General features: G+C 70.1%; 25 protein-coding genes. 21 read left to right on the top strand and 4 right to left on the bottom strand.

Annotation, left to right across the window (positions count from 1 at the left end; all coding sequences use genetic code 11):
- Window positions 1–87: 87 nt before the first annotated feature.
- The 12 genes from gspG to NGK70_RS06795 all read left to right on the top strand — a co-directional run bounded on the left by gspG (window position 88) and on the right by NGK70_RS06795 (window position 12,721).
- The gene (gene gspG / locus NGK70_RS06850) at window positions 88–546 is read left to right on the top strand and encodes a type II secretion system major pseudopilin GspG (RefSeq protein ID WP_251972520.1); all 459 of its coding nucleotides are present in this window, start codon (window positions 88–90) and stop codon (window positions 544–546) included.
- Window positions 547–599: 53 nt separating this feature from the next.
- Window positions 600–1,163, top strand: a complete 564-nt coding sequence (locus NGK70_RS06845) for a prepilin-type N-terminal cleavage/methylation domain-containing protein (protein ID WP_251972519.1) — start codon at window positions 600–602, stop codon at window positions 1,161–1,163.
- Window positions 1,150–1,578 (top strand): type II secretion system minor pseudopilin GspI, encoded by a 429-nt coding sequence (gene gspI / locus NGK70_RS06840; RefSeq protein ID WP_256490760.1) that lies wholly within the window; start codon window positions 1,150–1,152, stop codon window positions 1,576–1,578. The genes NGK70_RS06845 and gspI overlap by 14 nt, the downstream gene beginning before the upstream one ends.
- 6 nt (window positions 1,579–1,584) lie before the next feature.
- On the top strand, window positions 1,585–2,322 hold the full coding sequence (locus NGK70_RS06835) for a PulJ/GspJ family protein (protein WP_251972518.1): 738 nt from the start codon (window positions 1,585–1,587) through the stop codon (window positions 2,320–2,322).
- Window positions 2,323–2,363: 41 nt separating this feature from the next.
- A complete protein-coding gene (gene gspK, locus NGK70_RS06830; RefSeq protein ID WP_251972517.1) occupies window positions 2,364–3,413 on the top strand; it encodes a type II secretion system minor pseudopilin GspK in 1,050 nt (349 codons plus the stop codon).
- Window positions 3,414–3,486: 73 nt separating this feature from the next.
- Window positions 3,487–4,785, top strand: coding sequence for a type II secretion system protein GspL (gspL, locus tag NGK70_RS06825; RefSeq protein WP_251972516.1), 1,299 nt, complete (start codon window positions 3,487–3,489; stop codon window positions 4,783–4,785).
- A 50-nt stretch (window positions 4,786–4,835) separates the two neighbouring features.
- Window positions 4,836–5,333, top strand: a complete 498-nt coding sequence (locus tag NGK70_RS06820; protein WP_251972515.1) for a type II secretion system protein M — start codon at window positions 4,836–4,838, stop codon at window positions 5,331–5,333.
- A 65-nt stretch (window positions 5,334–5,398) separates the two neighbouring features.
- Entirely contained in the window at window positions 5,399–6,316 is a 918-nt protein-coding gene (gene gspN, locus NGK70_RS06815; protein WP_251972514.1) for a type II secretion system protein N, read from the top strand.
- 2 nt (window positions 6,317–6,318) lie between these two features.
- Window positions 6,319–8,721 (top strand): type II secretion system secretin GspD, encoded by a 2,403-nt coding sequence (gene gspD / locus NGK70_RS06810; protein ID WP_251972513.1) that lies wholly within the window; start codon window positions 6,319–6,321, stop codon window positions 8,719–8,721.
- Between the two features lie 17 nt (window positions 8,722–8,738).
- Complete coding sequence (gene gspE / locus NGK70_RS06805) at window positions 8,739–10,157, top strand: type II secretion system ATPase GspE (RefSeq protein ID WP_251972512.1); 1,419 nt, start codon at window positions 8,739–8,741, stop codon at window positions 10,155–10,157.
- Window positions 10,158–10,163: 6 nt separating this feature from the next.
- The gene (gene gspF, locus NGK70_RS06800) at window positions 10,164–11,387 is read left to right on the top strand and encodes a type II secretion system inner membrane protein GspF (RefSeq protein WP_251972511.1); all 1,224 of its coding nucleotides are present in this window, start codon (window positions 10,164–10,166) and stop codon (window positions 11,385–11,387) included.
- Between the two features lie 338 nt (window positions 11,388–11,725).
- Window positions 11,726–12,721, top strand: a complete 996-nt coding sequence (locus NGK70_RS06795) for an AAA family ATPase (protein ID WP_251972510.1) — start codon at window positions 11,726–11,728, stop codon at window positions 12,719–12,721.
- A 36-nt stretch (window positions 12,722–12,757) separates the two neighbouring features.
- On the opposite strand, the gene NGK70_RS06790 is transcribed toward NGK70_RS06795, so the two are convergent.
- The gene (locus NGK70_RS06790; protein ID WP_251972509.1) at window positions 12,758–13,504 is read right to left on the bottom strand and encodes a Crp/Fnr family transcriptional regulator; all 747 of its coding nucleotides are present in this window, start codon (window positions 13,502–13,504) and stop codon (window positions 12,758–12,760) included.
- 237 nt (window positions 13,505–13,741) lie between these two features.
- On the opposite strand from NGK70_RS06790, the gene NGK70_RS06785 reads away from it, so the two are divergent.
- The 9 genes from NGK70_RS06785 (at window position 13,742) to NGK70_RS06745 (ending at window position 23,789) form a co-directional block, all read left to right on the top strand.
- Window positions 13,742–15,682 (top strand): AMP-dependent synthetase/ligase, encoded by a 1,941-nt coding sequence (locus NGK70_RS06785; RefSeq protein WP_251973705.1) that lies wholly within the window; start codon window positions 13,742–13,744, stop codon window positions 15,680–15,682.
- A complete protein-coding gene (locus NGK70_RS06780; RefSeq protein ID WP_251972508.1) occupies window positions 15,679–16,467 on the top strand; it encodes an ABC transporter ATP-binding protein in 789 nt (262 codons plus the stop codon). Before NGK70_RS06785 ends, NGK70_RS06780 begins: the two co-directional genes overlap by 4 nt.
- A gap of 21 nt (window positions 16,468–16,488) precedes the next feature.
- Window positions 16,489–17,418, top strand: a complete 930-nt coding sequence (locus NGK70_RS06775) for a branched-chain amino acid ABC transporter permease (RefSeq protein WP_251972507.1) — start codon at window positions 16,489–16,491, stop codon at window positions 17,416–17,418.
- Between the two features lie 27 nt (window positions 17,419–17,445).
- Complete coding sequence (locus NGK70_RS06770; protein WP_251972506.1) at window positions 17,446–18,504, top strand: branched-chain amino acid ABC transporter permease; 1,059 nt, start codon at window positions 17,446–17,448, stop codon at window positions 18,502–18,504.
- 145 nt (window positions 18,505–18,649) lie between these two features.
- Window positions 18,650–19,981 carry an ABC transporter substrate-binding protein gene (locus NGK70_RS06765; RefSeq protein ID WP_251972505.1) on the top strand — a complete coding sequence of 444 codons (1,332 nt, stop codon included), beginning with the start codon at window positions 18,650–18,652 and terminating at the stop codon, window positions 19,979–19,981.
- A 215-nt stretch (window positions 19,982–20,196) separates the two neighbouring features.
- Window positions 20,197–21,006 (top strand): ABC transporter ATP-binding protein, encoded by an 810-nt coding sequence (locus NGK70_RS06760; RefSeq protein WP_251972504.1) that lies wholly within the window; start codon window positions 20,197–20,199, stop codon window positions 21,004–21,006.
- Window positions 21,007–21,119: 113 nt separating this feature from the next.
- On the top strand, window positions 21,120–21,419 hold the full coding sequence (locus NGK70_RS06755) for a hypothetical protein (RefSeq protein ID WP_251972503.1): 300 nt from the start codon (window positions 21,120–21,122) through the stop codon (window positions 21,417–21,419).
- Window positions 21,412–22,683, top strand: a complete 1,272-nt coding sequence (locus NGK70_RS06750) for a phenylacetate--CoA ligase family protein (RefSeq protein WP_251972502.1) — start codon at window positions 21,412–21,414, stop codon at window positions 22,681–22,683. The genes NGK70_RS06755 and NGK70_RS06750 overlap by 8 nt, the downstream gene beginning before the upstream one ends.
- Before the next feature lie 134 nt (window positions 22,684–22,817).
- A complete protein-coding gene (locus NGK70_RS06745) occupies window positions 22,818–23,789 on the top strand; it encodes a tripartite tricarboxylate transporter substrate-binding protein (protein ID WP_251972501.1) in 972 nt (323 codons plus the stop codon).
- Window positions 23,790–23,839: 50 nt separating this feature from the next.
- On the opposite strand, the gene dtd is transcribed toward NGK70_RS06745, so the two are convergent.
- The 3 genes from dtd to tyrS are packed head-to-tail and all read right to left on the bottom strand — an operon-like array spanning window position 23,840 to window position 26,478.
- Complete coding sequence (gene dtd / locus NGK70_RS06740) at window positions 23,840–24,280, bottom strand: D-aminoacyl-tRNA deacylase (RefSeq protein ID WP_251972500.1); 441 nt, start codon at window positions 24,278–24,280, stop codon at window positions 23,840–23,842.
- Entirely contained in the window at window positions 24,277–25,167 is an 891-nt protein-coding gene (locus NGK70_RS06735) for a cation diffusion facilitator family transporter (RefSeq protein WP_251972499.1), read from the bottom strand. The genes dtd and NGK70_RS06735 overlap by 4 nt, the downstream gene beginning before the upstream one ends.
- A 48-nt stretch (window positions 25,168–25,215) precedes the next feature.
- Window positions 25,216–26,478, bottom strand: a complete 1,263-nt coding sequence (tyrS, locus tag NGK70_RS06730; RefSeq protein WP_251972498.1) for a tyrosine--tRNA ligase — start codon at window positions 26,476–26,478, stop codon at window positions 25,216–25,218.
- Window positions 26,479–26,578: the final 100 nt, after the last annotated feature.

The raw sequence follows: 26,578 nt of genomic DNA, 5'->3' as shown, positions 1-26,578 counted from the left end.
TGCTGCCATATGCGGCGCATTATGATCGACCGCACCGGGCCCGCCGAGCGTGTGGAGGGCCCCCGACCCCCCTCACGACACCTGCCGATGAAGAGCTTGCCCCCCGTCACACACGTCGCCTCCCGAGTCGCTGCCCGGGCTGTGCGCGGCTTCACCCTGATCGAGCTGATGGTGGTGCTGGTCATCATCGGCGTGCTGGCCGCGCTGGTGGTGCCCAACGTGCTCGACCGCGCCGACGATGCCCGGCTGACGGCTGCGCGCACGGACGTCAACAACCTGATGCAGGCGCTCAAGCTCTACAAGCTCGACAACCAGCGTTACCCCAGCGGCGACCAGGGCCTGCAGGCCCTCGTGGCCAAGCCGACCACCGGTGCAGTCCCGCCGAACTGGAAGCCCTATCTGGAGAAGCTCCCCAACGACCCCTGGGGCCGCCCTTACCAGTTCGCCAACCCGGGCGTGAAGGGTGAGATCGACGTGTTCAGCCTCGGCGCCGACGGTCAACCCGGCGGCGAGGGCAAGGATGCCGACATCGGCTCCTGGCAGTGACCGCAGTGACCGCAGTGATTGCCGTGACCGTCGTGACGCCAAAGTGATGCGACGTGCACCGCGATGAGGTCCACCGCGCCCGGTCCGCGGCCCGGCGTCGAGCGGGCTCGCGCCCAGGCGGCTTCACGCTGCTGGAGCTGCTGATCGTCGTGGCCATCATCGCGCTGGCCAGCGCGGTCGTGACGCTGTCGCTGCCCGACCCCGCCGCCTCCCGGCTGGAGCGAGAGGCCCTGCGGCTGGCGACGCTGCTCGAAGGCGGGCGGGCCCAGGCCCGGGCGATGGGCCTGGAGGTCGGCTGGGCCCTCGGGCCGGGCCCCGCCGACCCGGCCAGGCGCGAGGGCGGCAGCGATGCCACGCGCGCGGACGACTTCCATTTCATCGGCCTGCCGCCCGGCAACGACCTGCCCACGCGCTGGTTGGAACCGTCCCTGCCAGGCGATGCGGCCACGCAGCTGCAGGTGGAGCTGATGCCCCCCGGCCGGGCCGTGCAGCTCGGGCCGGAACCGCTGGTGGCGCCGCAGCGCATCGTGCTGCGGCTGGGCACGCAGCGCCGCATCATCGCCACCGACGGCCTGGCACCCTTCGCCCTGCAGGTCGAGGCCCATGCCACGCCCTGATCACCCAGCCCCTCGCCGCCGCTGCGCGCGCCAGGTGCGTCGAGCCCGGGCTGCAGCGCGACCGGCGCAGGGCCTGACGCTGATCGAGGTGCTGGTTGCGCTGGCCATCGTCGCAGTGACCCTGACCGCCGGGCTGAAGGCCAGCGCAGCGCTGGCCGGCAACACCCAGCGCCTGGGCGACACGCTGGCGGCGCAGTGGTGCGCCGACAACCTGCTGACCAACCTGCGGCTGCAGCGGCAGTTTCCGCCGGTGGGCGATTCGGACCAGAGCTGCGACCAGGCCGGCCAGACCTTCCCGATCAAGCTGGTGGTGCGCCCCACGCCCAACCCGGGCTTTCGCCGCGTCGATGTGCGCGTGACGGACCCGGCCGGCCAGCCCCTGCTGCAGCTGTCCACCCTGCTGCCCAGGAACTGAGCGCCCGTGAACGAGCCCGCCGCTGCCATGGCCCTGCCCAGCCCGACCGCCACCCGTTGCCGCCGCCGCCGCGCCCGGGGCTTCACCCTCATCGAGGTGATGGTGGCGCTGTTCGTGCTCGCGCTGATGGCCGGCATGGCCTGGCAGGGCGTGGACATGGTGCTGCGCAGCCGCGAGATCAGCCAGGCCCGGCTGGAGCGGCTGCTGCGCCTGCAGTCGGTGCTCGCCCAGTGGGAGGCCGACCTGCGCCAGCTGGTGGACACCCAGGTGGTGCCGCCGCTGAGCTTCGACGGGGCGCACCTGCGCCTGACGCGCCTGCAGGCCGATGGCGTGCAGCTGGTCACCTGGACGCTGCGCGGCCAGACCCTGGAGCGCTGGGCCGCCCCGGCCACCCGGCAGTCCGAGCCCCTGCAGGAGGCCTACATGCGCTCGCACCAGCTGCTGGGCAGCGAGAGCGGCACCCTGGCGGCGCTGGACGGCATCGCCAGCCTGCAGGTCTACTTTTTCGACCAGAGCAGCAATGCCTGGCGCAACGCCCAGTCCAGTGGCGACCAGGAGCAGTCCGAGCCCGCTCCACCGCCCGAGCCCCCGGCAACGGGCGGCGCGGCAACCCCGCCGCCCGGCAAGGGCGGCGCCCGCGAGGCCCTGCCGGACGGCGTGCGCCTGGTGCTCGGCCTGGCCGAGGCCGAAGGCCGCGCCGAGAGCGGCCAGATCACGCGCGACCTGCGGCTGATCCACCCATGAACCCGGCCCGCGCTCCTGTCGTTGCGGCAGCGCCGCAAACAATGCAACCCACTCGACCCCGCCAGCGCGGCGCCGCACTGCTGACCGCGATGATCATCGTCGCGCTGATCGCCACCGTCGCTGCCGGCATGGTCTGGCAGCAGTGGCGCGCGATCCAGGTGGAGGCGGCCGAGCGCGCCCAGGTGCAGGCGCAGTGGATCCTGCAGGGCGCACTGGACTGGGCGCGCCTGATCCTGCGCGAGGACGCCCGCACGGACAAGGTCGACCACCTCGGCGAGCCCTGGGCGGTGCCGCTGGCCGAGGCGCGCCTGTCCACCTTCCTGGCGGCCGACCGCGACAACAACAGCGCCGTCGAGGAGGGGCTGGACGCCTTCCTCTCCGGCAGCATCCGGGACGCCCAGGCGCGCTACAACCTGCGCAACCTCGTCGTCCAGGGCAAGGTCGTGCCGGCCGAGCTGGCCAGCCTGCAGCGGCTGTGCGAGCTGCTCGGCCTGCCGGCGCAGGTCGGCCAGCTCATCGCCGAGGGACTGCGGCAGTCCACCCTGAGCGCCAGCGGCGAGGTCCAGGGCGACGAGGCCGGCAGCGCCAGCAACACCAACGGCGGCAGCGTGCAAGGCCAGCCCCTGCCGCCCCCGGGCGTCGCCCAGCTCACCTGGCTCGGACTGGACGAGGCCACCGTGCAGCGCCTGGCCGCCCACGTCGTCCTGCTGCCCCAGCCCACGCCGATCAACCTGAACACCGCCAGCCGGGAGGTGATCGCCGCGGTGCTGCCCGGCATCGACCTGGGTGCGGCCGAGCGGCTGGTCCAGGCCCGCCAGCGCCGCGCCCTGGAAAAGCTCGAAGACGCCCAGGCCGCGCTCGGTGCGGGCACCCCGGCGCTGGAGGCGCAGCGGGCGGACGTCAAGACCGCCTACTTCGAGGTCACCGGCATGATGCGGCTGGAGCAGCTCGCGGTGGCGCAACGCTCCTTGCTGGAGCGCCGCGGCCGCGAGGTGAAGGTGCTGCGCAGCGAGCGTCTGCGGGTGCGCCCCGACGGCAGCCTGTCCGCCGCAGGCGCGCCCGCTGCAAATGCCACGGCACTGCAACAATGATGTGTAAGTCTTTGATTCACAATGTCCCCTGGGGGGGCGCACTTACAATCCCGGCGGTTCGCCCTCCCTGCCCATGAGCCTGCTGATCCTCCAGTTGCCTGCGCGCGATCGACTGATCGCCCAAGACGCCTCCGCGCCGCCGCCTGCCGCGTTGGGCAGCGGCGAATACGACTGGGTCCAGAGCAGCGATGGCCGCAGCCTGCACGCCGATGGGCGCTGCGCCGCGGCCCTGCTGCCGCGTGCGGCCACGGTGGTGGCCGTGCTCGCCGAGACGGACGTGGCCTTCCACCGCATCCCCTGCCCCAAGGCCCCCACCGCCCGGCTGCGCGCGGCGCTCGGCGGCGTGCTGGAGGAGCAGCTGCTCGACGACAGCGACGGACTGCACCTGGCCCTCGCCCCCGACGCCCGCCCGGGCGAGGCCGCCTGGGTGGCCGCCTGCGACCGCACCTGGCTGGCGGCCCAGCTGCAGGCGCTGGAGCAGCAGGGCGTGGTGGTCGACCGCGTCACGCCGATGGCCTGGCCCGACGACGCGGCCCCGTCGCACCTGCATGTATATGCCCCCCTGTCAGCCGCCCTGCAGGAGCACAGCAGCCCCGACTCATCGCTGTTCGACGACGAGGCCGGCCTGGTCAGTTTCAGCCATGCCGATGGCTGCGCGACCTGGCCGATGTTCGGCACCGCCTCACGCGCGCTGCTGCCCTCGCCGCTGCCAGCGCACATTCGCTGCACCGCCAGCGCAGCCCTGGCCGGCGCAGCCGAACGCTGGCTGGGCCGGCCGGTGCAGGTGCAGACCCTCAGCGAGCGCCTGCTTGCCGCCGCCCAGGGCGGCTGGAACCTGCGCCAGTTCGAGCTGGCCCCGCGCCACCGGGGCGTCGCCCTGCTGCGCGACGGCTGGCGGCAGCTGCTCTCGCCGGCCTGGCGGGCGGTGCGCTGGGGCCTGGCTGGCGTGGTGGCGGTGCAGCTGATCGGCCTGAACGCCTGGGCCTGGGTGCAGCGCCACGACCTGCAGGGCCAGCGCGAGGAGGTGCTGCAGCTGCTGCGCAGCACCCACCCGCAGGTGCGCGCGGTGCTCGACGCCCCGGTGCAGATGCGCCGCGAGAACGAGGCCCTGCGCAGCGCCGCGGGCCGCGCCGGCGACGCCGACCTGGAGCCGCTGCTCGCGGCCGCCGCCAGCGCCTGGCCGGAGAATCTGCCGGTGCAGAGCCTGCGCTACGAGGGCCAGCAACTCACCCTGGCCGCCCCGGGCCTCGGAGCGGCGCAGGCCGAGCAGCTGCGCCAGCGCCTCGCGCCAGCGGGCTGGCGGGTCGAAGCCACCGACGGGCGCATCACCCTGCAGCGCACCGCCGCCAGAACGACCGGAGCCCCGCGATGATGAACGCGTCCTCAAGGGCCACGGCCGGCGCGGGCCGCCAGGCCTTGCCCTTGGCAGCGCCCCTCGCCGCGCTGCGCACCCAGCTCGGCCCGCGCTGGCAGGCACTGGCACCACGCGAACGCCGTGGCCTGCTGCTCGCCGGCGGGGCGTTGCTGACCCTGCTGCTGTGGCTGGTCGCCATCCAGCCGGCCTGGAAGGTGCTGCGCAGCGCCCCGGCCCAGCGGGCCGAGCTGCAGGGCCAGCTGGCCCTGATGCGCAGCCTGGCCGCCGAGGCACGCGAACTGCGGGCCCAGCCGCCGGTGACGCCGGAGCAGGCGCAGGCCGCGCTCGAATCCGCCACCAGCGCCCGGCTCGGCAGTGCGGCCAAGCTCGCTGTCAACGGCGAGCGGGTCACCGCCACCTTCACCGGCGTCGATCCGGTCGCCTTCACCGAGTGGCTGCGCGAAGTGCGCAGCGCCGCCCGCGCCCGCGTGGTCGAGGCGCAGCTCAACCGCAGCGCGCAGGCCTACAGCGGCAGCGTGGTGCTGACGCTGCCCCGGCCGCTCTGACGCGGCAGGCCTGCCGCCCAGCCGACACCACCCGCACGCCCCGCTCGCTCCTTGCACCCACCTCGATGCCCCGGCTGACCTTTCCGACCTCGCTGCGCGCCCCCCGATTCCGGCCTGGCGCCCGGTCCGGTGCGCGTGGCACCAGCACGGCCACGCACGGCTGGGCGGCCACCCAGAGCCGCACCCGGCGCTGGGCGATGGCCGGCGCGCTCACCGGCGCGCTGGCGGCTCTGCTGCTGGCCGCACCGGCACGCTGGCTGGCCGCCGGCCTGCGCGCCGCCACCGACGGCCGCGTGCAGCTGGCCGACGCCCAGGGCACGGTCTGGTCCGGCGACGCGGTGCTGCTGCTCACCGCAGGGGTTGGTAGCCGCGAGGCACGCACCCTGCCGGGACGGCTGCAGTGGACGCTGGCCCCGGCCGGCTGGGGCCTGGGCCTGCGCCTGGGTCTGCGCCACGAGGGCAGCCTGAACGGCGAATGGGCCCTGCGCCTGCAGCCCGGCCTGGGCAGCCTGGGCGTGCGCGTCGAGCCTGGCAGCGGCCCGGCGCAGCGCGACTGGCTGGGCAGCTGGCCCGCGGCGCTGCTGGTCGGCCTGGGCACGCCCTGGAACACCCTGCAGCCCGGCGGCTCGCTGCGGCTGGTGACGCAGGACCTGTCGCTCGACTGGGTGCGCGGGCGCGTCGTGATCAATGGCCGGCTCGACCTGGAGCTGCTCGACCTATCCTCGCGCCTGTCCACCCTGCCGCGCCTGGGCAGCTACCGCCTGAGCATCGCCGGTGACCCGGCCCAGCCCGGCACCGCCCGGGTGGACCTGAGCACCCTGGACGGGGCGCTGCTGCTCAGCGGCAGCGGCAGCTGGAGCGCCTCGGGCCTGCGCCTGCGCGGCGAGGCCCGCGCAGCCGAGGCCGACCAGGCCGCGCTGAACAACCTGCTCAACATCATCGGACGGCGCGACGGCGCGCGGTCCCTGCTTTCGATCGGATGACCATGAAGCTGCGCCACCGCCTCGCGTCCCCGGGCCCGGTGCCCCGCGCCCTGGCCGCCGCGCTCGCCGCGACGCTGGCCGCCACGGCCTTGCACCCCCTGCCCGCGCTGGCCCAGAAGAGCAAGGACAAGGCGGACAGGGCAGAGAAGGTGGAACGGGCCGAGAAGGCCGGGAACCCGCAGCGGGCCCGCAACGACGCCGTGACGCTCAACTTCGTCAACGCCGAGGTCGAGGCGATCTCGCGGGCCATGTCGGCCATCGTCAACCGCCCGATCGTGGTCGACCCCCGCGTCAAGGGCACGATGACGCTCTACAGCGAGCAGCCGCTGACCACCCGCGAGGCCTTCCTGAACTACCTGGCCAGCCTGCGTGGCCTGGGCTTCGCGGTGGTGGACGTGGCCGGGCTGCTCAAGGTGGTGCCCGAGGCCGAGGCCAAGCTGCAGACCGGCAGCGTGTCGGTGGGCGAGGTGGTGCGCAAGGGCGACCAGATCGTGACCCAGGTCTTCCGCCTGCAGCACGAGAACGTCAACAACCTGGTGACGGTGCTGCGCCCGCTGATCTCTCCGAACAACACCATCAACGCCAACCCGGGCAACAACAGCCTGGTGATCACCGACTACGCCGACAACCTGCAGCGCATCGCCAAGATCATCGCCGCGCTGGACATCCCGGCCACGACCGACGTGGAGGTGGTGCCGCTCAAGCACGCGGTGGCCTCCGACATGGCGCAGATGGTGCAGCGCTTCGCCGACAGCTCGGCCGCCGCCGCGGTGCCCGGGGCGGCCGGCGGTGGTGCGGTGTCGGTGCTGGCCGACGCGCGCACCAACGCGCTGCTGGTGCGCGCGCCCAACGCGGCCCGCCTGGCCCAGGTCAAGGCGGTGATCGACAAGCTCGACCGCCCCGCCGCCGGCACCGCCCCAGGCGGCAACATCTACGTCGTCTACCTCAAGAACGCCGACGCCACCCGGCTCGCCCAGGTGCTGCGCGCGGCCTACAGCGCGGCCGGCAGTGGCAGCGGGGCAGCGGGCGCCGGGGCCGGCGGGGCCGGCCTCCCGGTGGCCAGCCCGGCCGGTGTGGCGGTGGCCAACGCGGCCACGGGCGCCGGCGGCTCCACCGGCCTGTCCGCTGCAGCCACCGCGCCGGTCAACGCCGCTGCAGCACCGTCCACAGGGGGCTTCATCCAGGCCGACCCGGCCACCAATTCGCTGGTCATCAGCGCCCCCGAGCCGGTGTACCGGCAGCTGCGCGCCGTCATCGACCAGCTCGACACCCGGCGCGCGCAGGTCTACGTCGAGTCGATGATCGTCAAGATGGACGCCCAGCAGGCCGCCGAGTTCGGCTTCCAGTGGCAGGGCCTGCTGGGCAAAAGCGGCGACAAGTACGGCGTGGTGGCCGGCACCAACTACGGCAGCACCGGCAACATCGTCAACCTGTCGACCACCACGGTCACCTCCCTGGCCAACACGACCGCCTCCAGCCTGCTGGGCAACGGCCTGAACGTGGGCCTGCTCAAGGCGATCAACGGCGTCTACACGCTGGGCGCGCTGGCACGCTTCCTGGAGACCAACACCGGCGCCAACGTGCTGTCCACGCCGAACCTGGTGGCGCTGGACAACGAAGAGGCCAAGATCGTCATCGGCCAGAACGTGCCCTTCATCACCGGCTCGTACACCAACACCGGCGGCAGCAGCGGCTCGACCAACCCCTTCCAGACCGTGGAGCGCAAGGATGTGGGCCTGACGCTGCGCCTCAAGCCCCAGGTGGGCGAGAACGGCACGGTGCGCATGTCGGTCTACCAGGAAAACTCCTCGGTGGTCGAGTCCACCGTCTCCAACAGCGCCGGCCCGCGCACCGACAAGAGCGCGATCGAGACCACCGTGGTGGTTGACGACGGCCAGATCATGGTGCTGGGCGGCCTGCTCAAGGACGAGTATGCCGACGGCGAGGACCGCGTGCCCGGTCTGGCCAGCATCCCGCTGATCGGCAACCTGTTCCGCGCCGAGAACCGCAAGCGGGTCAAGACCAACCTGCTGGTCTTCCTGCGCCCGGTGGTGATGCGCACCCAGGCCGATGCCAACGCACTGACGCTGGACCGCTACGAGGCCATCCGCGCCCAGCAGCAGGGCAGCCAGCCCCGCCCCTCGTCGGTGCTGGACATCAATGAATCTCCGGTGCTGCCACAGGTGCAGCGCCCGGCCGCACCGACTCCTGCCACACCTGCGGCCCCCGCCGCACCGGCGCCCGCCCCCGCGCCCCTTCCCGACCCAGCCAAGCTGCCGCCCCCGTCCGCCGGGCGCCCGACCGGTTCGACCGGCAAGCCCGCCTTGCCTGCGGCGGAAAGCCCGCTGGCGCCGATCAACTGGGGTGCGACCGCGCCAGCACCGGCCCCGGCCGCCAGCCGCTGACCCAGGGCTGTCCACACATGCGCCACCCCCTGCCCTACGCCTGGGCCAAGTCCCAGCAGCTGCTGCTGGAGGACGACGGCGAGCGCCTCGTGCTCTGGGCCGCCCCCGAAACCGCCTCGCTCGCCGCACTGGCCGAGGTGCAGCGCCTGTACGCGGTCGAGGCCATCGAGCGCGACACCCCCGAGCGGCTCACCCAGCGCATCGCGCAGGCCTACGCCGGGGGCGAGTCCAGCGCCGCGGCGGTGGTCGGTGAGGTGGAAAGCGCCGTCGACCTGAGCCGCATGATGCAGGACCTGCCCGCAGTGGAGGACCTGCTGGAGGCCGCCAACGACGCGCCGATCATCCGCATGCTCAACGCCCTGCTCACGCAGGCGGCCAAGGACGGCGCGAGCGACATCCACATCGAACCCTACGAGCGCAGCTCGGCGGTGCGCTTCCGCGTCGACGGCACGCTGCGCGAGGTGGTGCAGCCCAACAAGGCGCTGCACGCTGCGCTGATCTCGCGCCTGAAGATCATGGCCGAGCTGGACATCGCCGAGAAGCGCCTGCCGCAGGACGGCCGCATCAGCCTGCGCATTGGCGGGCGTGCGATCGACGTGCGCGTCTCCACCCTGCCCGGCGTGCACGGCGAGCGCGCGGTGCTGCGCCTGCTCGACAAGGGCGAGGCCAAGTTCACCCTCGAAGGCCTGGGCATGGCCGGCGAGACGCTCACGCGCTTCAACCGCCTGCTGCAGCAGCCGCACGGCATCGTGCTGGTCACCGGCCCGACCGGCTCGGGCAAGACCACCACGCTCTACGCCGGCCTGGGGCGCATCGACACCAGCACCACCAACGTGCTGACGGTGGAAGACCCGGTGGAATACGAGCTGCCCGGCATCGGCCAGACCCAGGTCAACGCCCGGATCGACCTGACCTTCGCCAAAGCCCTGCGCGCCATCCTGCGCCAGGACCCGGACGTGATCATGATCGGTGAGATCCGCGACCACGAGACCGCCCAGATCGCGGTGCAGGCCTCGCTGACCGGCCACCTGGTGCTGGCCACGCTGCACACCAACGACGCGCCCAGCGCGGTCACCCGCCTGACCGACATGGGCATCGAGCCCTTCCTGCTCAGCTCCAGCCTGCTGGGCGTGCTGGCCCAGCGGCTGGTGCGCTGCCTCTGCCCGAAGTGCAAGCGCCAGGACGAGACCGGGCGGTGGCGTCCGATCGGCTGCGACCACTGCGGCCACACCGGCTACAAGGGCCGGCGCGGCATCTACGAGCTGCTGGTGGCCGACGAGGCGTTGCGGGCGCTGGTGCACGAGCGCGCCCCCGAATCGAAGCTCACCGCCGCCGCCCAGCGCAGCGGCATGCGCTCGATGCGCGAGGACGGCGAGCGCCTGGTGGCCGACGGCACCACCTCCATCGAAGAACTGCTGCGCGTGACGCGAGAGTAAGGCGCCATGCCTGCCTATCGATTTGAAGCGCTCGATGCTGCCGGCAAGACGCAGACCGGCCTGCTCGAAGGTGACAACGCCAAGGCGGTGCGCGCCCAGTTGCGCGCGCGCGACCTGGTGCCGCTGGCGGTGCTGCCGGTGGCCGGCGATGCGCCCGCCGGCAACGGCCCGGCCGCGCTACGGCGCGGCAAGCGCGCCTACAGCTCAACCACCCTGGCGATCTGGACGCGCCAGCTCGCCGGCCTGGTCAGCGCCGGGCTGCCGCTGGAGCGCTCGCTGACCGCGCTGGCCGAGGAGGCCGAGGACCCGCGCCAGCGCGAGCTGCTGGCGCACCTGCGCGCCGAGGTGAACGCCGGCTCGCCCTTTGCCCGCGCGCTGGGCGCCGCACCACGCGAGTTCGACGACGTCTACCGCGCCGTGGTGGCCGCGGGCGAGCAGAGCGGCCAGCTCGGCCGCGTGCTGGAGAAGCTCGCCGACGACCTGGAGGAGCGCCAGGCGCTCAAGGCCAAGCTGATCGGCGCGGCGCTCTACCCGGCCATCGTCTCTTGCGTGGCGATCGTCATCGTGGTCTTCCTGGTCACCTACGTGGTGCCGCAGGTGGCGCAGGTCTTTGCCGGCGGCAAGCGCGCGCTGCCCTTCCTGACCGTGGCGATGCTGGCCATCAGCGACTTCATCCGCGGCTGGGGCTGGCTGCTGGCGCTGGCCATCGCCGGCGGCGTGGGCCTGCTGGTGGTGGCACGGCGCAATGCCGCCACGCGCGAGCAGCTCGACGCGCTCTTCCTCACCTTCCCGCTGGTGGGCAAGCTGGCACGCGGCTACAACGCCGCACGCTTTGCCGGCACGCTGGCGATGCTCGCCGGCTCCGGCGTGCCGATCCTGAAGGCGCTGCAGGCGGCGGCCGAAACGCTCTCCAACGCCGCGATGCGCGCCGACGCGATGGACGCGCTGGTGCAGGTGCGCGAGGGCGCACCGCTGGCCTCCGCGCTGGCAGCCAAAAAGCGCTTCCCGGGCCTGCTGTCGATGTTCGCCCGGCTGGGCGAACAGACCGGCGAGCTGCCCCTGATGCTGCAACGCGCCGCCACCCAGCTCAGCGCCGAGGTGCAGCGCCGCGCCATGCAGCTGGCCACCATCCTGGAGCCGCTGCTGATCGTGGTGATGGGCGCGATGGTGATGCTGATCGTGCTGGCCGTGCTGATGCCGATCATCCAGCTCAATACCTGGGTGAAGTGACCCATCCCCCGTAGCGCCTGACGGCGCTCCCCCCTCAAGGGGGGCGCCACCAGCGGACCGGCCCAGCCGGATCCGCGGTGGCTGCTGGGTGAAGTGGCGCTGCAGCCGAGGCGACTTGGCCGCGTCGCAGGCTGGGATGCCTGCAAGGGCGTCTCGGGCACGGACTCTGCTTCATGATGGGGGAGCAGCGCAGCCTGTGCAGACCCCGCGTCGAGGCCCCGGGATCGGCCCCATCCATCCGGGTGGGGGACATTCCCCGGTTACTTCGCCGGGTCGGCACTGGCAAGCTCTGCTGCAATGGTTCCAGCCATCCGCTCGACGTGCCCCGGAGGTTCCGTATGAGTCGTCCGATCACCGATCTGGTCTGCGCCCAGCCTGCGATCCCGATCGCCCAGATGCGGCGCGTCTACCGCACCGACGAGGTCGAGAAACGCCTGACCAAGCTGCCGGCAAAGGAACACGAGCACCTGCGTGCCACCTACGAGCGCATGCTGGAGAAGGGGCCGGAACGCTTCCAGGTCAAGCCCTGCGGGCTGCCGGTGATGGACCACCTCTATGACACGCTGCCCAACTTCCACCCGGTGCTCGATGACGTGAAGCGCCAGCTCGCGCTCTGCGAGGACAGCCGGGATGCCCTGGAAATCACCCCCATCCTGCTGCTCGGCCCACCCGGTGTGGGCAAGACGCACTTCGCCCGCGAGATGGCCCAGCTGCTCGGCACCGGCATGGGCTTTGTCTCGATGAGCTCGCTCACCGCGGGCTGGGTGCCGTCGGGCGCCAGCTCGCAGTGGAAGGGCGCACGACCGGGCAAGGTGTTCGAGACGCTGGTGGAGGGCCAGTACGCCAACCCGGTGATCGTCGTCGACGAGATCGACAAGGCCGGTGGCGAGCACGCCTACGACCCGCTGGGTGCGCTCTACAGCCTGCTGGAGCACGACACCGCACACAGCTTCACCGACGAGTTCGCCGAGGTGCCGATCGACGCCAGCCAGGTGATCTGGGTGGCCACCGCCAACGACGAGCGCGCGATTCCCGAGCCCATCCTGAACCGCATGAACGTCTACGAGGTGCGCCTGCCCGACCGCGACGCCGCCCGCCTCATCGCGCTGCGGCTGTACCAGGGCATCCGCGCAGCGCACGACTGGGGCCGGCGCTTCGAGGAGGCCCCGGGCGACGACGTGCTGGCCTGCCTGGCCGAGCTGGCCCCGCGGGAGATGCGGCGCGCCTGGATGACCGCCTTTGGCAACGCCAAGCTGGCGCGCCGTACGGCCATCGAGGTGGCCGACCTGCCCGAGGCGGGCGGGCGGCGCACGCCGATGGGGTTCGTGCACTGACGGCCCGGGCGCTGCGGTGCTGCGCCGGCCGCCTTGTCAGGCCGGACGGTAGCCGCGCAGCCCGCCCAGGTCCAGCACGCGCACCCCGCCGTACTCGATGCGGATCAGGCCCACGGCCTGCAAGTTGCGCAGCGCCTCGTTGACGCGCTGGCGCGACAGGCCGATCAGGTAGCCCAGTTCCTGCTGCGTGATGCGCAGCAATTCGCCCACGCCCGGGTAGAGCACCGGGTGGAACAGCGCCGCCAGCCCGCGGGCGACGCGGGTGTCGGGGTCGCTGAGCCGGTCGATCTCCCGCGCGCCAATGAACTGGCTGAGGCGCTCGTTGAGCTGCAGCATCAGGTAGCGGTTGAAGGGGATGCTGCGCGCGAGCAGCCAGTCGAAGCTCGCCAGCGGCAGGCCCGCCACGGTGCTGCGCCGCAGGGCCTCGATGTTGTAGCGGTAGACCTCGTGCTTGAGCAGCGTGCCCTCGCCAAACCAGGCCCCTGGCGGCACCCCGGTGAAGGTGATCGAGGCGCTGGTGGTGCCGTCGTTGCTCATCTTCAGCAGGCCGTCGATCACGCCGAACCAGAAGTTGGCGGAGCGGCCGATCTTGCAGACGAATTCGCCCACCTCGGCATCGGCCACCTGCAGGTGCTCGATGACGTGCTCACGCTCCTGCGCCGCCAGCACCTGGAGCCAGGGCACCATGTCCAGCTCGGCCCGGGTGGCTGCCCGGGCGCGGCGGCGCAGCGGCGAGTGATGGTCCCGCAGGGGCGATTCAGGCGGCTGGTTGGGCTGAGACATGACACGCATCAAGCTGCACGTTGAAATGGCCCCCGATGCCCGGCAACTTGACAAGCGCCTGACAAAGAGACCCCTTCAGCCCCTGGGAAAGTCCTGCCCGGGCTGTCCCTAGGATTGTCGTCAGGCCGACAACCTGGCGTCAAATAGCTGCGTAGCATCCGCTTCCATCGTGAGGGGTGTCCTGATGGAGCCGGACACGCCCACCCACTTGCCCGGAGGAGACCCGCGGTGCAGAACATGACTTTCCCGCGCCTGCTGCTGGACCACGCCCGGCGGCGTCCACAGGCTGCGGCGCTGCGTGAGAAGGAATACGGCATCTGGCAGAGCCTGAACTGGCACGACCTGCTGGAGATGGTGCGCGCCATTGCCGGCGGCTTGGCCGCGGCCGGGCTGCAGCCCGGCCAGCACATCGTGGTGGTGGGCGACAACCGCCCGCGCCTGAGCGCCACGATGCTGGCCGCGCAGTGCCTGGGTGCCATTCCCGTGCCGCTGTACCAGGACGCCGTCGCCGCCGAGTTCGTCTTCCCGCTCAACAATGCCGAGGTCGGGTTTGCGGTCGTCGAGGACCAGGAGCAGGTCGACAAGATGCTGGAGGTGCGCGAGCACTGCCCGCAGCTCGCCCGCGTCTGGTTCGACGACCCGCGTGGCCTGCGCAAGTACGACGAACCCGGTCTGTCCGGACTTGACCAGTTGATCGAGGAAGGCAAGGCCTATGCGCGCCAGCACCCCGAGTTCCTGGAGCAGGCCATCGAGCGCACTGCCCCCAGCGACGTGGCGGCCATGTTCTTCACCTCCGGCACCACGGGCAACCCGAAGGGCGTGGTGCACACGCACCGATCGCTCATCGACCGGGCTTCAGCGGGCGCCAAGTTCGACAACCTGACCGAGCGCGACGAGGTGCTGGCCTACCTGCCGCCCGCGTGGATCGGCCAGAACATCTTCAGCTACGCACAGTGGCTGGCCTGCGGCTACGTGGTGAACTGCCCGGAATCGGGCGCCACGGTGACGATCGACCTCAAGGAGATCGGGCCGACCTACTACTTCGCCCCGCCGCGCATCTTCGAAGGCCTGCTGACCTCGGTGATGATCCGCATGGAGGACGCTGGCGCCATCAAGAAGAAGATGTTCCACGCCTTCATGGACGTGGCCAAGCGGGTGGGCCCGGCGCGCATGGACGGCAAGTCGATCGGCCTGGTCGACTCCATCAAGTACGCACTGGGCAACCTGTTCGTCTACGGCCCGCTGCGCAATACGCTGGGCTTCAGCCGGGTGCGGGTGGCCTACACGGCGGGCGAGGCGATCGGTCCGGACCTGTTCACCTTCTACCGCTCGATCGGTATCAACCTCAAGCAGCTCTACGGCAGCACCGAGACCGCCGTGTTCGTCTGCCTGCAGCCCGACCACGAGGCCCGCGCCGACACGGTGGGCGTGCCCATCGCCGGCGTGGAGATCAAGCTGGCCGAGAACGGCGAGATCCTGGTCAAGTCGCCCGGCCTGCTCAAGGAGTACTACAAGAACCCCGCCGCCACCGCCGAGGTGCTGACCGCCGAGGGCTGGTACCACACCAGCGACGCCGGTTTCATCGACGCCAGCGGACACCTGAAGATCATCGACCGCGTCAAGGACGTGGGCCGCATCAAGGGCGGCGCCAACGACGGGGCGATGTTCGCGCCCAAGTACGTCGAGAACAAGCTGAAGTTCTTCCCGCACATCAAGGAGGCGGTGGCCTTCGGCGACGGCCGCGAGAAGGTCTGCGCCTTCATCAACATCGACTTCGAGGCGGTGGGCAACTGGGCCGAGCGGCGCAACCTGCCCTACGCCGGCTACACCGACATCGCCGGCAAGCCGCAGGTTCTTGAACTGATCCGCGAGTGCGTCGAGAAGGTCAACGCCGACCTGGCGCAGGACGCCCTGCTGGCGGGCAGCCAGATCAGCCGCTTCCTGGTGCTGCACAAGGAACTGGACGCCGACGACGGCGAGATGACCCGCACCCGCAAGGTCAAGCGCGGTTTCATCAACGACAAGTACAAGGTGCTGGTCGACGCGCTGTACGAGGGCAAGTCCGAACAGTTCATCGAGACGGCGGTGAAGTTCGAGGATGGTCGCAGCGGCAGCGTCTCGGCCACGCTGAAGATCATCGACGCCAAGACCTTCCCGGCCGTACGGAGCGCTGCATGAGCGAGCAGAAGAAGATCGGCGACGTCATCCTCGACGTCCAGAACATCAGCCTGCGCTTCGGCGGCGTGAAGGCGCTCACCGACATCAGCTTCAACGTGCGCGAGCACGAGGTGCGCGCCATCATCGGCCCCAACGGCGCCGGCAAGAGCTCGATGCTCAATTGCATCAACGGGGTCTACACCCCGCAGGAGGGCAAGATCACCTTCCGTGGTCAGACCTTCAGCCACATGAACAGCCGGCAGGTCGCGGAGATGGGGGTGGCCCGCACCTTCCAGAACCTGGCGCTGTTCAAGGGCATGAGCGTGATCGACAACATCATGACCGGGCGCAACATGAAGATGAAGAGCAACCTCTTCATGCAGGCGCTGCACTGGGGGCCGGCCGAGCGCGAGGAGTCCGCGCACCGCGCCCACGTCGAGCACATCATCGACTTCCTGGAGATCCAGGCCTTCCGCAAGACACCGGTGGGCCGCCTGCCCTACGGCCTGCAAAAGCGCGTCGACCTCGGCCGCGCGCTGGCGATGGAGCCGCAGGTGCTGCTGCTCGACGAGCCGATGGCGGGCATGAACGTCGAGGAGAAGCAGGACATGTGCCGCTTCATCCTGGACGTGAACGACGAGTTCGGCACCACGATCGTGCTGATCGAACACGACATGGGCGTGGTGATGGACATCTCCGACCGTGTCGTGGTGCTGGACTACGGCAAGAAGATCGGTGACGGCACGCCCGACGAAGTGCGCAACAACGAGGAGGTCATCAGCGCCTACCTCGGCACGTCGCACTGAACCCGGCGCAGGAGACATTCGATGGGATTCTTTCTCGAGACGCTGATCGGCGGCCTGATGACGGGCATGCTGTATTCGCTCGTCGCGCTGGGCTTCGTGCTGATCTTCAAGGCCAGCGGCGTGTTCAACTTCGCGCAGGGCGCCATGGTGCTGTTTGCCGCGCTCGCAATGGCGCGCTTTGCCGAGTGGGCGCCCAAGCTGTTGGGCACCGACAGCAAGCTGGTCGCCAACCTGGTCGGCTTCCTGGCGGCGATGGCCGTGATGATCGCGGTGGCCTGGCTGATCGAGCGCTTCGTGCTCGGCAAGCTGGTCAACCAGGAGGGCATCACGCTGCTGATGGCCACGCTGGGCATCACCTACTTCCTGGACGGCTTCGGCCAGACGCTGTTCGGCAGCGACATCTACAAGATCGACGTGGGCCTGCCCAAGGACCCGATCTTCCTGTTCGAGAGCCTGTTCCAGGGCGGCGTGCTGGTCAGCCAGGAGGACCTGGCGGCAGCGCTGATCGCCGCGACGCTGGTCGGCGCGCTCAGCCTGTTCTTCCAGAAGACCGCCACGGGCCGGGCCCTGCGTGCGGTGGCCGACGACCACCAGGCCGCGCAGTCCATCGGCATCCCGCTCAGCCGCATCTGGGTGATCGTGTGGTCGGTGGCCGGCTTCGTCGCGCTGGTGGCCGGGATCATCTGGGGCAGCAAGCTGGGCGTGCAGTTCTCGCTGTCGCTGGTGGCGCTCAAGGCGTTGCCGGTGGTGATCCTGGGCGGGCTGACCTCGGTGCCGGGCGCCATCATCGGCGGGCTGATCATCGGCGTGGGCGAGAAGCTCTCGGAGGTCTACATCGGCCCGATGCTGGGTGGCGGCATCGAGATCTGGTTCGCCTACGTCCTCGCCCTCGTGTTCCTCCTGGTCAGGCCGCAGGGCCTGTTCGGGGAGAAGATCATCGACCGCGTCTGAGCCGAAGAGAAGAACGAGGAGAACCACATGCTCTACCGTGAGAACGGCCAGTTCAAGACCAGCTACCGGGCCGACCAGCAGATCTTCCCGATCCTGCAGGACCGCCTTGCCATCGGGCTGCTGCTGGCCTTCGCCGCCTTCGTCGTGCCCTTCGTGGCGCCCGAGTACCTGTTCCGCGCGATCCTGATCCCCTTCCTGATCATGTCGCTGGCCGCCCTGGGCCTGAACATCCTGGTGGGCTACTGCGGCCAGATCTCGCTGGGCACCGGCGCCTTCATGGCGGTGGGCGCCTACGCGGCCTACAACTTCTCGGTGCGCATCGAGGGCATGCCGCTGATCGCCTCGCTGCTGCTGGGCGGCGTGTGCGCCACCGGCGTGGGCGTGCTGTTCGGCATCCCGTCGCTGCGCATCAAGGGGCTGTACCTGGCGGTGGCCACGCTGGCGGCGCAGTTCTTCGTCGACTGGGCGTTCCTGCGCATCAAGTGGTTCACCAACGACTCGTCCTCGGGTTCGGTCAGCGTGGCGGGCCTGAACGTGCTGGGCCTGCCGATCGAGACCCCGGTGCAGAAGTACCTGCTGTGCCTGGCCTTCCTGGTGGTGTTCGGCGTGCTGGCCAAGAACCTGGTGCGCAGCAACATCGGCCGCGAGTGGATGGCCATGCGCGACATGGACGTGGCCGCCGCGGTGATCGGCATCCGCCCGGTGTACGCCAAGCTGACCGCCTTTGCGGTGTCGAGCTTCATCGTCGGCGTGGCCGGCGCGCTCTGGGGCTTCGTGCACCTGGGTTCCTGGGAGCCGGCCGCCTTCAACCTGAACCGCTCCTTCGACCTGCTGTTCATGGTCATCATCGGCGGGCTCGGCTCGATCATGGGCAGCTTCTTCGGTGCCGCCTTCATCATCATCCTGCCCATCGTGCTGGACAACCTGACGGTGGCGCTGGGCTTCGACACCGCGCTGGCCTCGCACCTGACCTTCATGGTGTTCGGCGCGCTGATCGTGTTCTTCCTGATCGTCGAGCCGCACGGACTGGCCCGACTGTGGTCGATCGGCAAGGAAAAGCTGCGCCTGTGGCCCTTCCCACATTGAGCCCCGCGCGCTCCGCACGAACCGAGTCAACCCGGACAGCCGGTGCGCCGGCCTGTCGTTTCCTGATCACCCCGGCATCCGAACCGACCGGGCTCCCATTTCCCACCTGCACCGCCGCGTGCTGTTCACACCTCTGGAGGCAACCATGAAGTTGAAAACCCTCGCCACCGCCGCCGCCCTCAGCGCCGCCGGTCTGGCCAGCCTGGTCACCACCCCGAGTGCCTTCGCGCAGGCCAAGGAGCAGTTCTTCCCGGTGCTGGTGTACCGCACCGGCGCCTACGCCCCCAACGGGGTGCCCTGGGCCAACGGCTACGTGGACTACATCAAGTACGTCAACGCCAAGGGCGGCATGAACGGCGTGAAGATCACGTACGAAGAGTGCGAGACCGGCTACGCCACCGACAAGGGCGTGGAGTGCTACGAGCGCCTGAAGGGCAAGGGCGCCACGGTGTTCCAGCCGCTGTCCACCGGCATCACCTTCGCGCTGACCGAGAAGGCCCCGAACGACAAGATCCCGCTGATCACCGCCGGCTATGGCCGCAGCGAGAGCCAGGACGGCATGGCGTTCAAGTGGAACTTCCCGATCGCTGGCACCTACTGGGTGGCCGCCGACGCGCTGATCCAGCACATCGCCAAGAAGGAAGGCGGCCTGGACAAGCTCAAGGGCAAGAAGATCGCGCTGGTCTACCACGACAGCCCGTTCGGCAAGGAAGCCATCCCGCCCGTCCAGGAGCGCGCCAAGATCAACGGCTTCGACGTGCAGCTGCTGCCCGTGACCGCGCCGGGCGTGGAGCAGAAGGCCACCTGGCTGCAGATCCGCCAGAGCAAGCCTGACTACGTGCTGCTGTGGGGCTGGGGCGTGATGAACTCCACCGCCATCAAGGAGGCCGTGGCCACCGGCTACCCGCGCGAGAAGATGTTCGGCGTGTGGTGGGCCGGTGCCGAGCCGGACGTGAAGGACGTTGGCGACGGCGCCAAGGGCTACAACGCCGTGACGATGCAGCACGGTGCGGAACCCAATTCCAAGATCGTCCAGGACATCTTGAAGGAAGTGCATGGCAAGGGCCAGGGCACCGGGCCGAAGGAAGAAGTCGGCCAGGTGCTCTACATGCGCGGCATGATGAGCGCGATGTTCGCCGTCGAAGGCGTCAAGCGCGCCCAGGAAAAGTACGGCAAGGGCAAGGTCATGACCGGCGAACAGACCCGCTGGGGCCTGGAGAACCTGGCGCTCGACCAGAAGAAGCTCGACACCCTGGGCTTTGCCGGCGTGCTGCGGCCGATCTCCACCTCCTGCGCCGACCACATGGGCGCCAACTGGGCCCGCGTGCACACCTGGGACGGCAAGAAGTGGAACTTCACCTCCGACTGGCTGCAGGCTGACGAGACCATCCTCAAGCCGATGGTCAAGGCCGCCGCCGCGAAGTACGTGGCAGAAAAGAAGCTGACCCCGCGCACCCCCGAGGACTGCAAGGGCTGAGTCAGGACAGGAACGAGTCCCTGCAGACTCTTTCCTGCCTGACGATGCGCTCGGGCCTGCAAGCCCGAGCGTGGGAACCGATCCGGCCTGCAAGCCGGATCGTGGGCCCGGAGCAACCGGCAGACCGGGCCCACTCGCACCATCCACCTGAATAGCCCGCTCCTCCAAGCACGGCGCGCCGTGTTTCGAAGAGCGATGCACAACGAGGGCACACCATGAGTCAGAACATCCTCCTGAACGTCAACGGCATCGAGGTCATCTACAACCACGTGATCCTGGTGCTCAAGGGCGTGAGCCTGCAGGTGCCCGAGGGCAAGGTCGTCGCCCTGCTGGGCGGCAACGGCGCGGGCAAGACGACCACCCTGCGCGCCGTGAGCAACCTGCTGGCCGGCGAGCGCGGCGAGGTCACCAAGGGCAGCATCGAGCTGCGCGGAGAGCGCATCGAGAAGCTCAGCACCTCGGACATGGTCAACCGCGGCGTGGTGCAGGTGATGGAGGGGCGGCACTGCTTCGCCCACCTCAGCATCGAGGACAACCTGATGACCGGCGCCTACACGCGCACCGACGGCAAGGCCGCCGTGGCCCAGACGCTGGAGAAGGTCTACAACTACTTCCCGCGCCTGAAGACACGCCGCAGCAGCCAGGCGGCCTACACCTCGGGCGGCGAGCAGCAGATGTGCGCCATCGGCCGCGCGCTGATGGCCAACCCGAAGATGGTGCTGCTCGACGAGCCCAGCATGGGCCTGGCGCCGCAGATCGTCGAGGAGGTGTTCGAGATCGTGAAGGACCTCAACACCAAGGAGGGTGTGACCTTCCTGCTCGCCGAGCAGAACACCAACATCGCGCTGAAGTACTCCGACTACGGCTACATCCTGGAGAACGGCCGCATCGTGATGGACGGCGAGGCCAAGGCCCTGCGCGAGAACGAGGACGTCAAGGAGTTCTACCTCGGCGTGGGCGGCGGGGATCGCAAGAGCTTCAAGGATGTCAAGTCTTACAAGCGCCGCAAGCGCTGGCTGGCCTGACCCACCCCCGTACGCGCTGACGCGCGCCCCCTCAAGGGGGCATCACCGGCGGCCTGGCAAAGCCAGATCCGCGGTGATCGCTGGACGAACACAGCCTTCCGGAGAGACTCTCGATGTCAGAGGAATGGGGCTTCGCCCCGCCGCCGTTCAAGCCCGATGAAGCGCTGCAGCGGCTGCGGCGGGACCTGCGCGAGGCCGGCCTGACCGAGCGCGGCGGGCAGTTCGAACGGCGCGGTGTGGCCATCGCCAAGGCGGTGGTGGTGGGTGGCGAAATCAGCGCGAGCGTCGTGAAGCGGCCCTCGCGCAGCAGTCCGCAGTGGCAGAACCGAACCCTGAAGTCGAGCGCCGAGCTGCGCGACTTCGTGGCCCAACTCAAGAAACAACTCAGCGCCTGGAGCGATGACGATGAGTGAGACAACTCCCCTCGACGCGCTGGAAACGCGTGACCCCGCAGAGCGTGAGGCGGCCCTGCTGGCCGCACTGCCGGCGCAGATCGCCCATGCGCAGGCACGCACCGCGGCCTTCGGCGAGATCCTGGCCGGCATCGACGCCACCGCCATCACCAGCCGTGCCGCCCTGGCCGGCCTGCCGGTCACGCGCAAGGGCGAGTTGCTGGAGCGCCAGAAGGCACGGCGCGCCCAGGACGCGATGGGCGGCTTCGCGGCGATCGGCTGGCGCGGCCAGCTCGTGACGCGCGGTGCGCGGCGGGTGTTCCAGTCGCCCGGCCCGATCTACGAGCCCGAAGGCAGCGGCGCCGACTACTGGCGGCTGGCCCGCGCGATGCGCGCCGCGGGCTTTGCGGCCGACGAGCTGATCCACAACAGCTTCAGCTACCACCTCACCCCCGCCGGCTCGATGATGGAGACCGCCGCCCACGCGCTGGGCTGTGCGGTCTTCCCGGGTGGCGTGGGCAACACCGAGCTGCAGCTGCAGGCGATTGCCGAGTTGCGCCCGCAGGCCTATGCCGGCACGCCGAGCTTCCTGAAGATCCTGGTCGAGAAAGCGGCCGAGACCGGCGCCAGCATCGCCAGCATCACCAAGGCGCTGGTCAGCGGCGAGGCCTTCCCGCCCTCGCTGCGCGACTGGCTGCGCGAGCGTGGCATCGAGGGCTACCAGTGCTACGCCACCGCCGACGTGGGCCTGATCGCCTACGAGACCGCGGCTCGCCAGGGCCTGGTGATCGACGAGGGCGTGATCGTCGAGATCGTGCGCCCCGGCACCGGCGACCCGGTGCCCGAGGGTGAGGTCGGCGAGGTGGTGGTCACCACGCTGAACCGCGACTACCCGCTGATCCGCTTCGGCACCGGCGACCTGTCGGCCATCCTGCCGGGCCCCTGCCCGACCGGGCGCACCGCACCGCGCATCCGCGGCTGGTTGGGCCGGGCCGACCAGACCACCAAGGTGCGTGGCATGTTCGTGCACCCCTCCCAGGTGGCCGAGGTGCTGCGCCGCCACCCCGAGGCCCTGCGCGCTCGCTTGGTGGTGGAGGGCGAGATGGCCAGCGACCGCATGGGCCTGTGGGTCGAAGTCCCTGCCGACGCCCCCGCCAGCTTGGCCGAGGCACTGGCCGGCAGCGTGCGCGACGTGACCAAGCTGCGTGCCGAGGTGAAGCTCGTCGCCCCCGGCAGCCTGCCCAACGACGGCAAGGTGATCTCGGACGAGCGCAGCCTGGCTTGATCGGCCGCAAGCCGCCGCGCGCTTTACGTAGTTCCCGCGATGGAGCGGGGCCCGACTGTGCCTACCATGCGCGCACCCTGTTGTCGGCCAGTGACGCTGCTGTTGCCGGCCGAAATTCGATGTCGAGGAATCCGATGAAACGCTTGCTGACCGCCGCTGCCGCCACCGTGCTGGCCACCGCCGCCTTCGCCCAGGGCTACCCCGAGAAGCCGATCACCGTGGTGGTGCCCTTTGCCGCTGGCGGCCCGACCGACAAGGTCGCCCGTGACCTCGGTGTGGCACTGGGCGCTGCGCTCAAGCAGACCATCATCATCGACAACGTCGGCGGCGCTGGTGGCACGCTGGGCGCCACCAAGGTGGCCAAGGCCGCGCCGGACGGCTACACCCTGCTGCTGCACCACATCGGCATGGCCACCTCGCCGGGCCTGTACCGCAAGCTGCCCTACAACACGCTGAACGACTTCGAGTACCTCGGCCTGATCAACGAGGTGCCGATGACCCTGATCGGCCGCCCCACCCTGCCGGCCAGCAACTACGCCGAGCTGCGCAAGTGGATCGACGCCAACAAGGGCAAGATCAACCTGGCCAACGCCGGCCTGGGCGCCGCCTCGCACCTGTGCGGCATGCTGTTCCAGCAGCAGGTCGGCGTGGACATGACCACCGTGCCCTACAAGGGCACCGCCCCGGCGATGAACGACCTGCTGGGCGGCCAGGTGGACATCATGTGCGACCAGACCACCAACACCACCGGCCAGATCGAGGGCGGCAAGGTCAAGGCCTTCGCCGTGACCACGCTCAAGCCGCTGACCACGCCCTCGCTGGCCAAGCTGCCGACGCTGGACAGCCAGGGCCTGAAGGGCTTCAACGTGAGCATCTGGCACGGCCTGTACGCCCCGAAGGGCACCCCGGCCGCGGCGCTGGAGAAGATCAACGCCGCCTTGAAGGTCGCCCTGAAGGACGCCGAGTTCCACAAGCGCGAAGAGGCGCTGGGCGCGGTGGTCGTCAATGACGCCCGCGTGTCGCCGGCCGAGCACAAGAAGTTCGTGGCCGCGGAAATCGACAAGTGGGGCACTGCCATCAAGGCCGCCGGGGTCTACGCGGACTGACGCAGACCAAGGACAGCAACCAACAGGGGCCACCAGGCCCCTGTTTGCTTTCAGCGCAGGGTCATCGGGATCGTCACCGGCCCGTCGTTGACCAGGTGCACCTGCATGTCGGCACCGAAGATGCCCGCCTCCACCACCGGGTGCTGCCGGCGCGCGCTGGCCAGCACTGCCGCGTACAACGCACGCCCCTGATCGGGCGGCGCCGCAGCGCTGAAGCCCGGCCGGTTGCCGCTGCGCAGGTCGGCCGCCAGCGTGAACTGCGAGACGATCAGTAGGCCGCCCGCCACGTCCTGCACGCTGTGGTTCATCTTGCCTGCCGCGTCGCTGAAGATGCGCAGTTTGAGCAGCTTGGCGACGAACTTCTCGACCTGTGCCTCGCCATCCGCCGGCTCGCCGCAGACCAGCACGAGCAGGCCGGCACCGATCGCCCCGACCACCTCGCCCGCCACCTCGACGCGTGCCTGTGCCACACGCTGGATCAGGCCGATCATGGCCGGTCCTCCTCGCCGTGGAGATGCGCTTCCACATCGGTCGGCAGCAGTTGGATCGTCGCGCGCAGACCGGGCACGGCCCCCATCAGCGCCACCTCGACCGAGGCGCGCACAGCGGCCGCCCGTCCCAGCGTCCAGGCCGCCGGCATGTGCATGTGCAGGTCGACAAAGCGGCGCTGCCCGGCGCGGCGGGTGCTGACGTGGTCGAAGCGGACGGTGCCGGGGTCGAAGCCCGCCAGCACCGCGTCGATCTGGGCGCGGACCTCGGGCTCGACGGCCTGATCCATCAGCCCGGTCGCGGAGGCCCGCACCAGCGACACGCCCTCGCGCACGATGTTCAGCGCCACGGCGATGGCCAGCAGCGGGTCCAGCCAGATCCAGCCGGTGAAGTGCACCGCGATCAAGCCGGCCACCACGCCGGCCGAGGTCCAGACGTCGGTGAAGAGGTGGCGGGCGTCGCCCTCCAGCGCCATCGACCGGTGCTGGCGTGCCTTGCGCAGCATCGCCCAGGCCAGGGCGCCGTTGAGCAGCGAACTGACCACCGACAGGCCCAGGCCCAGCCCGAGCGCCTCCAGCGGCTGGGGCGCCAGCCAGCGCTGCACGGCCGCCCAGATGATGGCCAGCGCGGCCACCAGGATCAGCACGCCCTCGAAGCCGCTGGAGAAGTACTCGGCCTTGTGGTGGCCGTAGGGGTGCTCCTCGTCGGCGGGCTGGGCGGCGAGCGTCACCATGGCGAGTGCGAACATCGCACCGGCCAGGTTGACGAGTGACTCCAGGGCGTCCGACAGCAGGCTGACCGAGCCGGTGAGCCACCAGGCCCCCGTCTTCAGCCCGATGGTGACAAGCGCCACCGCGACCGAGAGCTTGAGGTAGGAACTGACTTGCATGTGCGAATGGGCCCGCCGGGCAGGAGCGCCGGAGGGTCGGCGAGCCGATCAGGCCAGGAGCACCCGCGCGAACTTGCGCTTGCCGACCTGGACCACGTAGCTGCCGGCGGCGACCTTCAGTCCCTTGTCACTGACCACCGCGCCATCGATACGCACCCCGCCGCCATCGATCAGGCGGTTGGCCTCGCTGGTCGAGGGCGCCAAGCCGGCCGACTTCAGCAGCGCACCGATGCCCAGCGGGGCGCCAGACAGGCTCACCTCGGGGATCTCGTCGGGCACGCCGCCCTTGGCGCGGTTGTTGAAGTCCTGCTCGGCCGCATCGGCCGCAGCCGCACTGTGGAAGCGCGCGGTGATCTCCTTGGCCAGCGCGACCTTGGCGTCCTTCGGGTTGCGCCCGGCAGCCACCTCGGCCTTGAGTGCGGCGATGTCGGCCACGCTGCGGAAGCTCAGCAGCGTGTAGTAGGTCCACATCAGCTCGTCGCTGATCGACAGGATCTTGGCGAACATGCCGTTCGCCGGCTCGCTGATGCCGATGTAGTTGCCCTTGGACTTGGACATCTTCTCGACACCGTCCAGGCCGACCAGCAACGGCATGGTCAGGATGCACTGCGGCTCCTGGCCGTACTCCTGCTGCAGGTGGCGGCCCATCAGCAGGTTGAACTTCTGGTCGGTACCGCCCAGCTCCAGGTCCGACTTCAGCGCCACCGAGTCGTAGCCCTGCATCAACGGGTAGAGGAACTCGTGCACCGCGATCGGCGTGCCGGCCTTGAAGCGGTCGTGGAAGTCGTTGCGCTCCATCATGCGCGCCACGGTGTAGCGGCTGGCGAGCTGGATCATGCCGCGCGCGCCCAGCGGGTCGCTCCACTCCGAGTTGTAGCGGATCTCGGTGCGCGCCGGGTCCAGCACCAGGCTGGCCTGGCGGTAGTAGGTCTCCGCGTTCACCTTGATCTGCTCGGCCGTCAGCGGCGGGCGGGTGCTGTTGCGCCCGGAGGGGTCGCCGATCATCGAGGTGAAGTCGCCGATCAGGAAGATCACCGTGTGGCCCAGGTCCTGCAGCTGGCGCATCTTGTTGAGCACCACGGTGTGGCCGACGTGGATGTCCGGCGCCGTGGGGTCCAGCCCCAGCTTGATGCGCAGCGGCGCCCCGGTGGCCTCGCTGCGCTGCAGCTTGCGGATCCAGTCGGCCTCGGGCAGCAACTCATCGCAGCCACGCCGCGAAACCTCCAGCGCATGCCGGACGCCCTCGCTGAGGGCCTGCTCGGTGACGTGGGAAGACGCAGCGCCGGGCGCGGGGCTCGAAGTGGTGGACATGCGCAACAGGGTGGAAGGACAGGGGGTTGAAAACGTGCTACAGGTCTTTACGCTTGTAACGCCGAGGCACGTCGTTATACTGCGCCGGCCGGAAAGCGGT

It is taken from the genome of Sphaerotilus microaerophilus (assembly GCF_023734135.1).
Classification (GTDB): domain Bacteria; phylum Pseudomonadota; class Gammaproteobacteria; order Burkholderiales; family Burkholderiaceae_C; genus Sphaerotilus; species Sphaerotilus microaerophilus.
Note: the sequence above shows the minus strand (reverse complement) of the source record. Positions and strands in the feature narration are given on the sequence as shown.

Excerpts from the sequence above, each read along its gene's own strand:
- gspG (WP_251972520.1), top strand. The coding sequence starts at position 88 with ATGAAGAGCTTGCCCCCCGTCACACACGTCGCCTCCCGAGTCGCTGCC.
- gspI (WP_256490760.1), top strand. The coding sequence starts at position 1,150 with ATGCCACGCCCTGATCACCCAGCCCCTCGCCGCCGCTGCGCGCGCCAG.
- gspK (WP_251972517.1), top strand. The coding sequence starts at position 2,364 with ATGCAACCCACTCGACCCCGCCAGCGCGGCGCCGCACTGCTGACCGCG.
- gspL (WP_251972516.1), top strand. The coding sequence starts at position 3,487 with ATGAGCCTGCTGATCCTCCAGTTGCCTGCGCGCGATCGACTGATCGCC.
- gspN (WP_251972514.1), top strand. The coding sequence starts at position 5,399 with ATGCCCCGGCTGACCTTTCCGACCTCGCTGCGCGCCCCCCGATTCCGG.
- gspD (WP_251972513.1), top strand. The coding sequence starts at position 6,319 with ATGAAGCTGCGCCACCGCCTCGCGTCCCCGGGCCCGGTGCCCCGCGCC.
- gspE (WP_251972512.1), top strand. The coding sequence starts at position 8,739 with ATGCGCCACCCCCTGCCCTACGCCTGGGCCAAGTCCCAGCAGCTGCTG.
- gspF (WP_251972511.1), top strand. The coding sequence starts at position 10,164 with ATGCCTGCCTATCGATTTGAAGCGCTCGATGCTGCCGGCAAGACGCAG.
- NGK70_RS06795 (WP_251972510.1), top strand. The coding sequence starts at position 11,726 with ATGAGTCGTCCGATCACCGATCTGGTCTGCGCCCAGCCTGCGATCCCG.
- NGK70_RS06790 (WP_251972509.1), bottom strand. The coding sequence starts at position 13,504 with ATGTCTCAGCCCAACCAGCCGCCTGAATCGCCCCTGCGGGACCATCAC.
- NGK70_RS06785 (WP_251973705.1), top strand. The coding sequence starts at position 13,742 with ATGACTTTCCCGCGCCTGCTGCTGGACCACGCCCGGCGGCGTCCACAG.
- NGK70_RS06780 (WP_251972508.1), top strand. The coding sequence starts at position 15,679 with ATGAGCGAGCAGAAGAAGATCGGCGACGTCATCCTCGACGTCCAGAAC.
- NGK70_RS06775 (WP_251972507.1), top strand. The coding sequence starts at position 16,489 with ATGGGATTCTTTCTCGAGACGCTGATCGGCGGCCTGATGACGGGCATG.
- NGK70_RS06770 (WP_251972506.1), top strand. The coding sequence starts at position 17,446 with ATGCTCTACCGTGAGAACGGCCAGTTCAAGACCAGCTACCGGGCCGAC.
- NGK70_RS06765 (WP_251972505.1), top strand. The coding sequence starts at position 18,650 with ATGAAGTTGAAAACCCTCGCCACCGCCGCCGCCCTCAGCGCCGCCGGT.
- NGK70_RS06760 (WP_251972504.1), top strand. The coding sequence starts at position 20,197 with ATGAGTCAGAACATCCTCCTGAACGTCAACGGCATCGAGGTCATCTAC.
- NGK70_RS06755 (WP_251972503.1), top strand. The coding sequence starts at position 21,120 with ATGTCAGAGGAATGGGGCTTCGCCCCGCCGCCGTTCAAGCCCGATGAA.
- NGK70_RS06750 (WP_251972502.1), top strand. The coding sequence starts at position 21,412 with ATGAGTGAGACAACTCCCCTCGACGCGCTGGAAACGCGTGACCCCGCA.
- NGK70_RS06745 (WP_251972501.1), top strand. The coding sequence starts at position 22,818 with ATGAAACGCTTGCTGACCGCCGCTGCCGCCACCGTGCTGGCCACCGCC.
- dtd (WP_251972500.1), bottom strand. The coding sequence starts at position 24,280 with ATGATCGGCCTGATCCAGCGTGTGGCACAGGCACGCGTCGAGGTGGCG.
- NGK70_RS06735 (WP_251972499.1), bottom strand. The coding sequence starts at position 25,167 with ATGCAAGTCAGTTCCTACCTCAAGCTCTCGGTCGCGGTGGCGCTTGTC.
- tyrS (WP_251972498.1), bottom strand. The coding sequence starts at position 26,478 with ATGTCCACCACTTCGAGCCCCGCGCCCGGCGCTGCGTCTTCCCACGTC.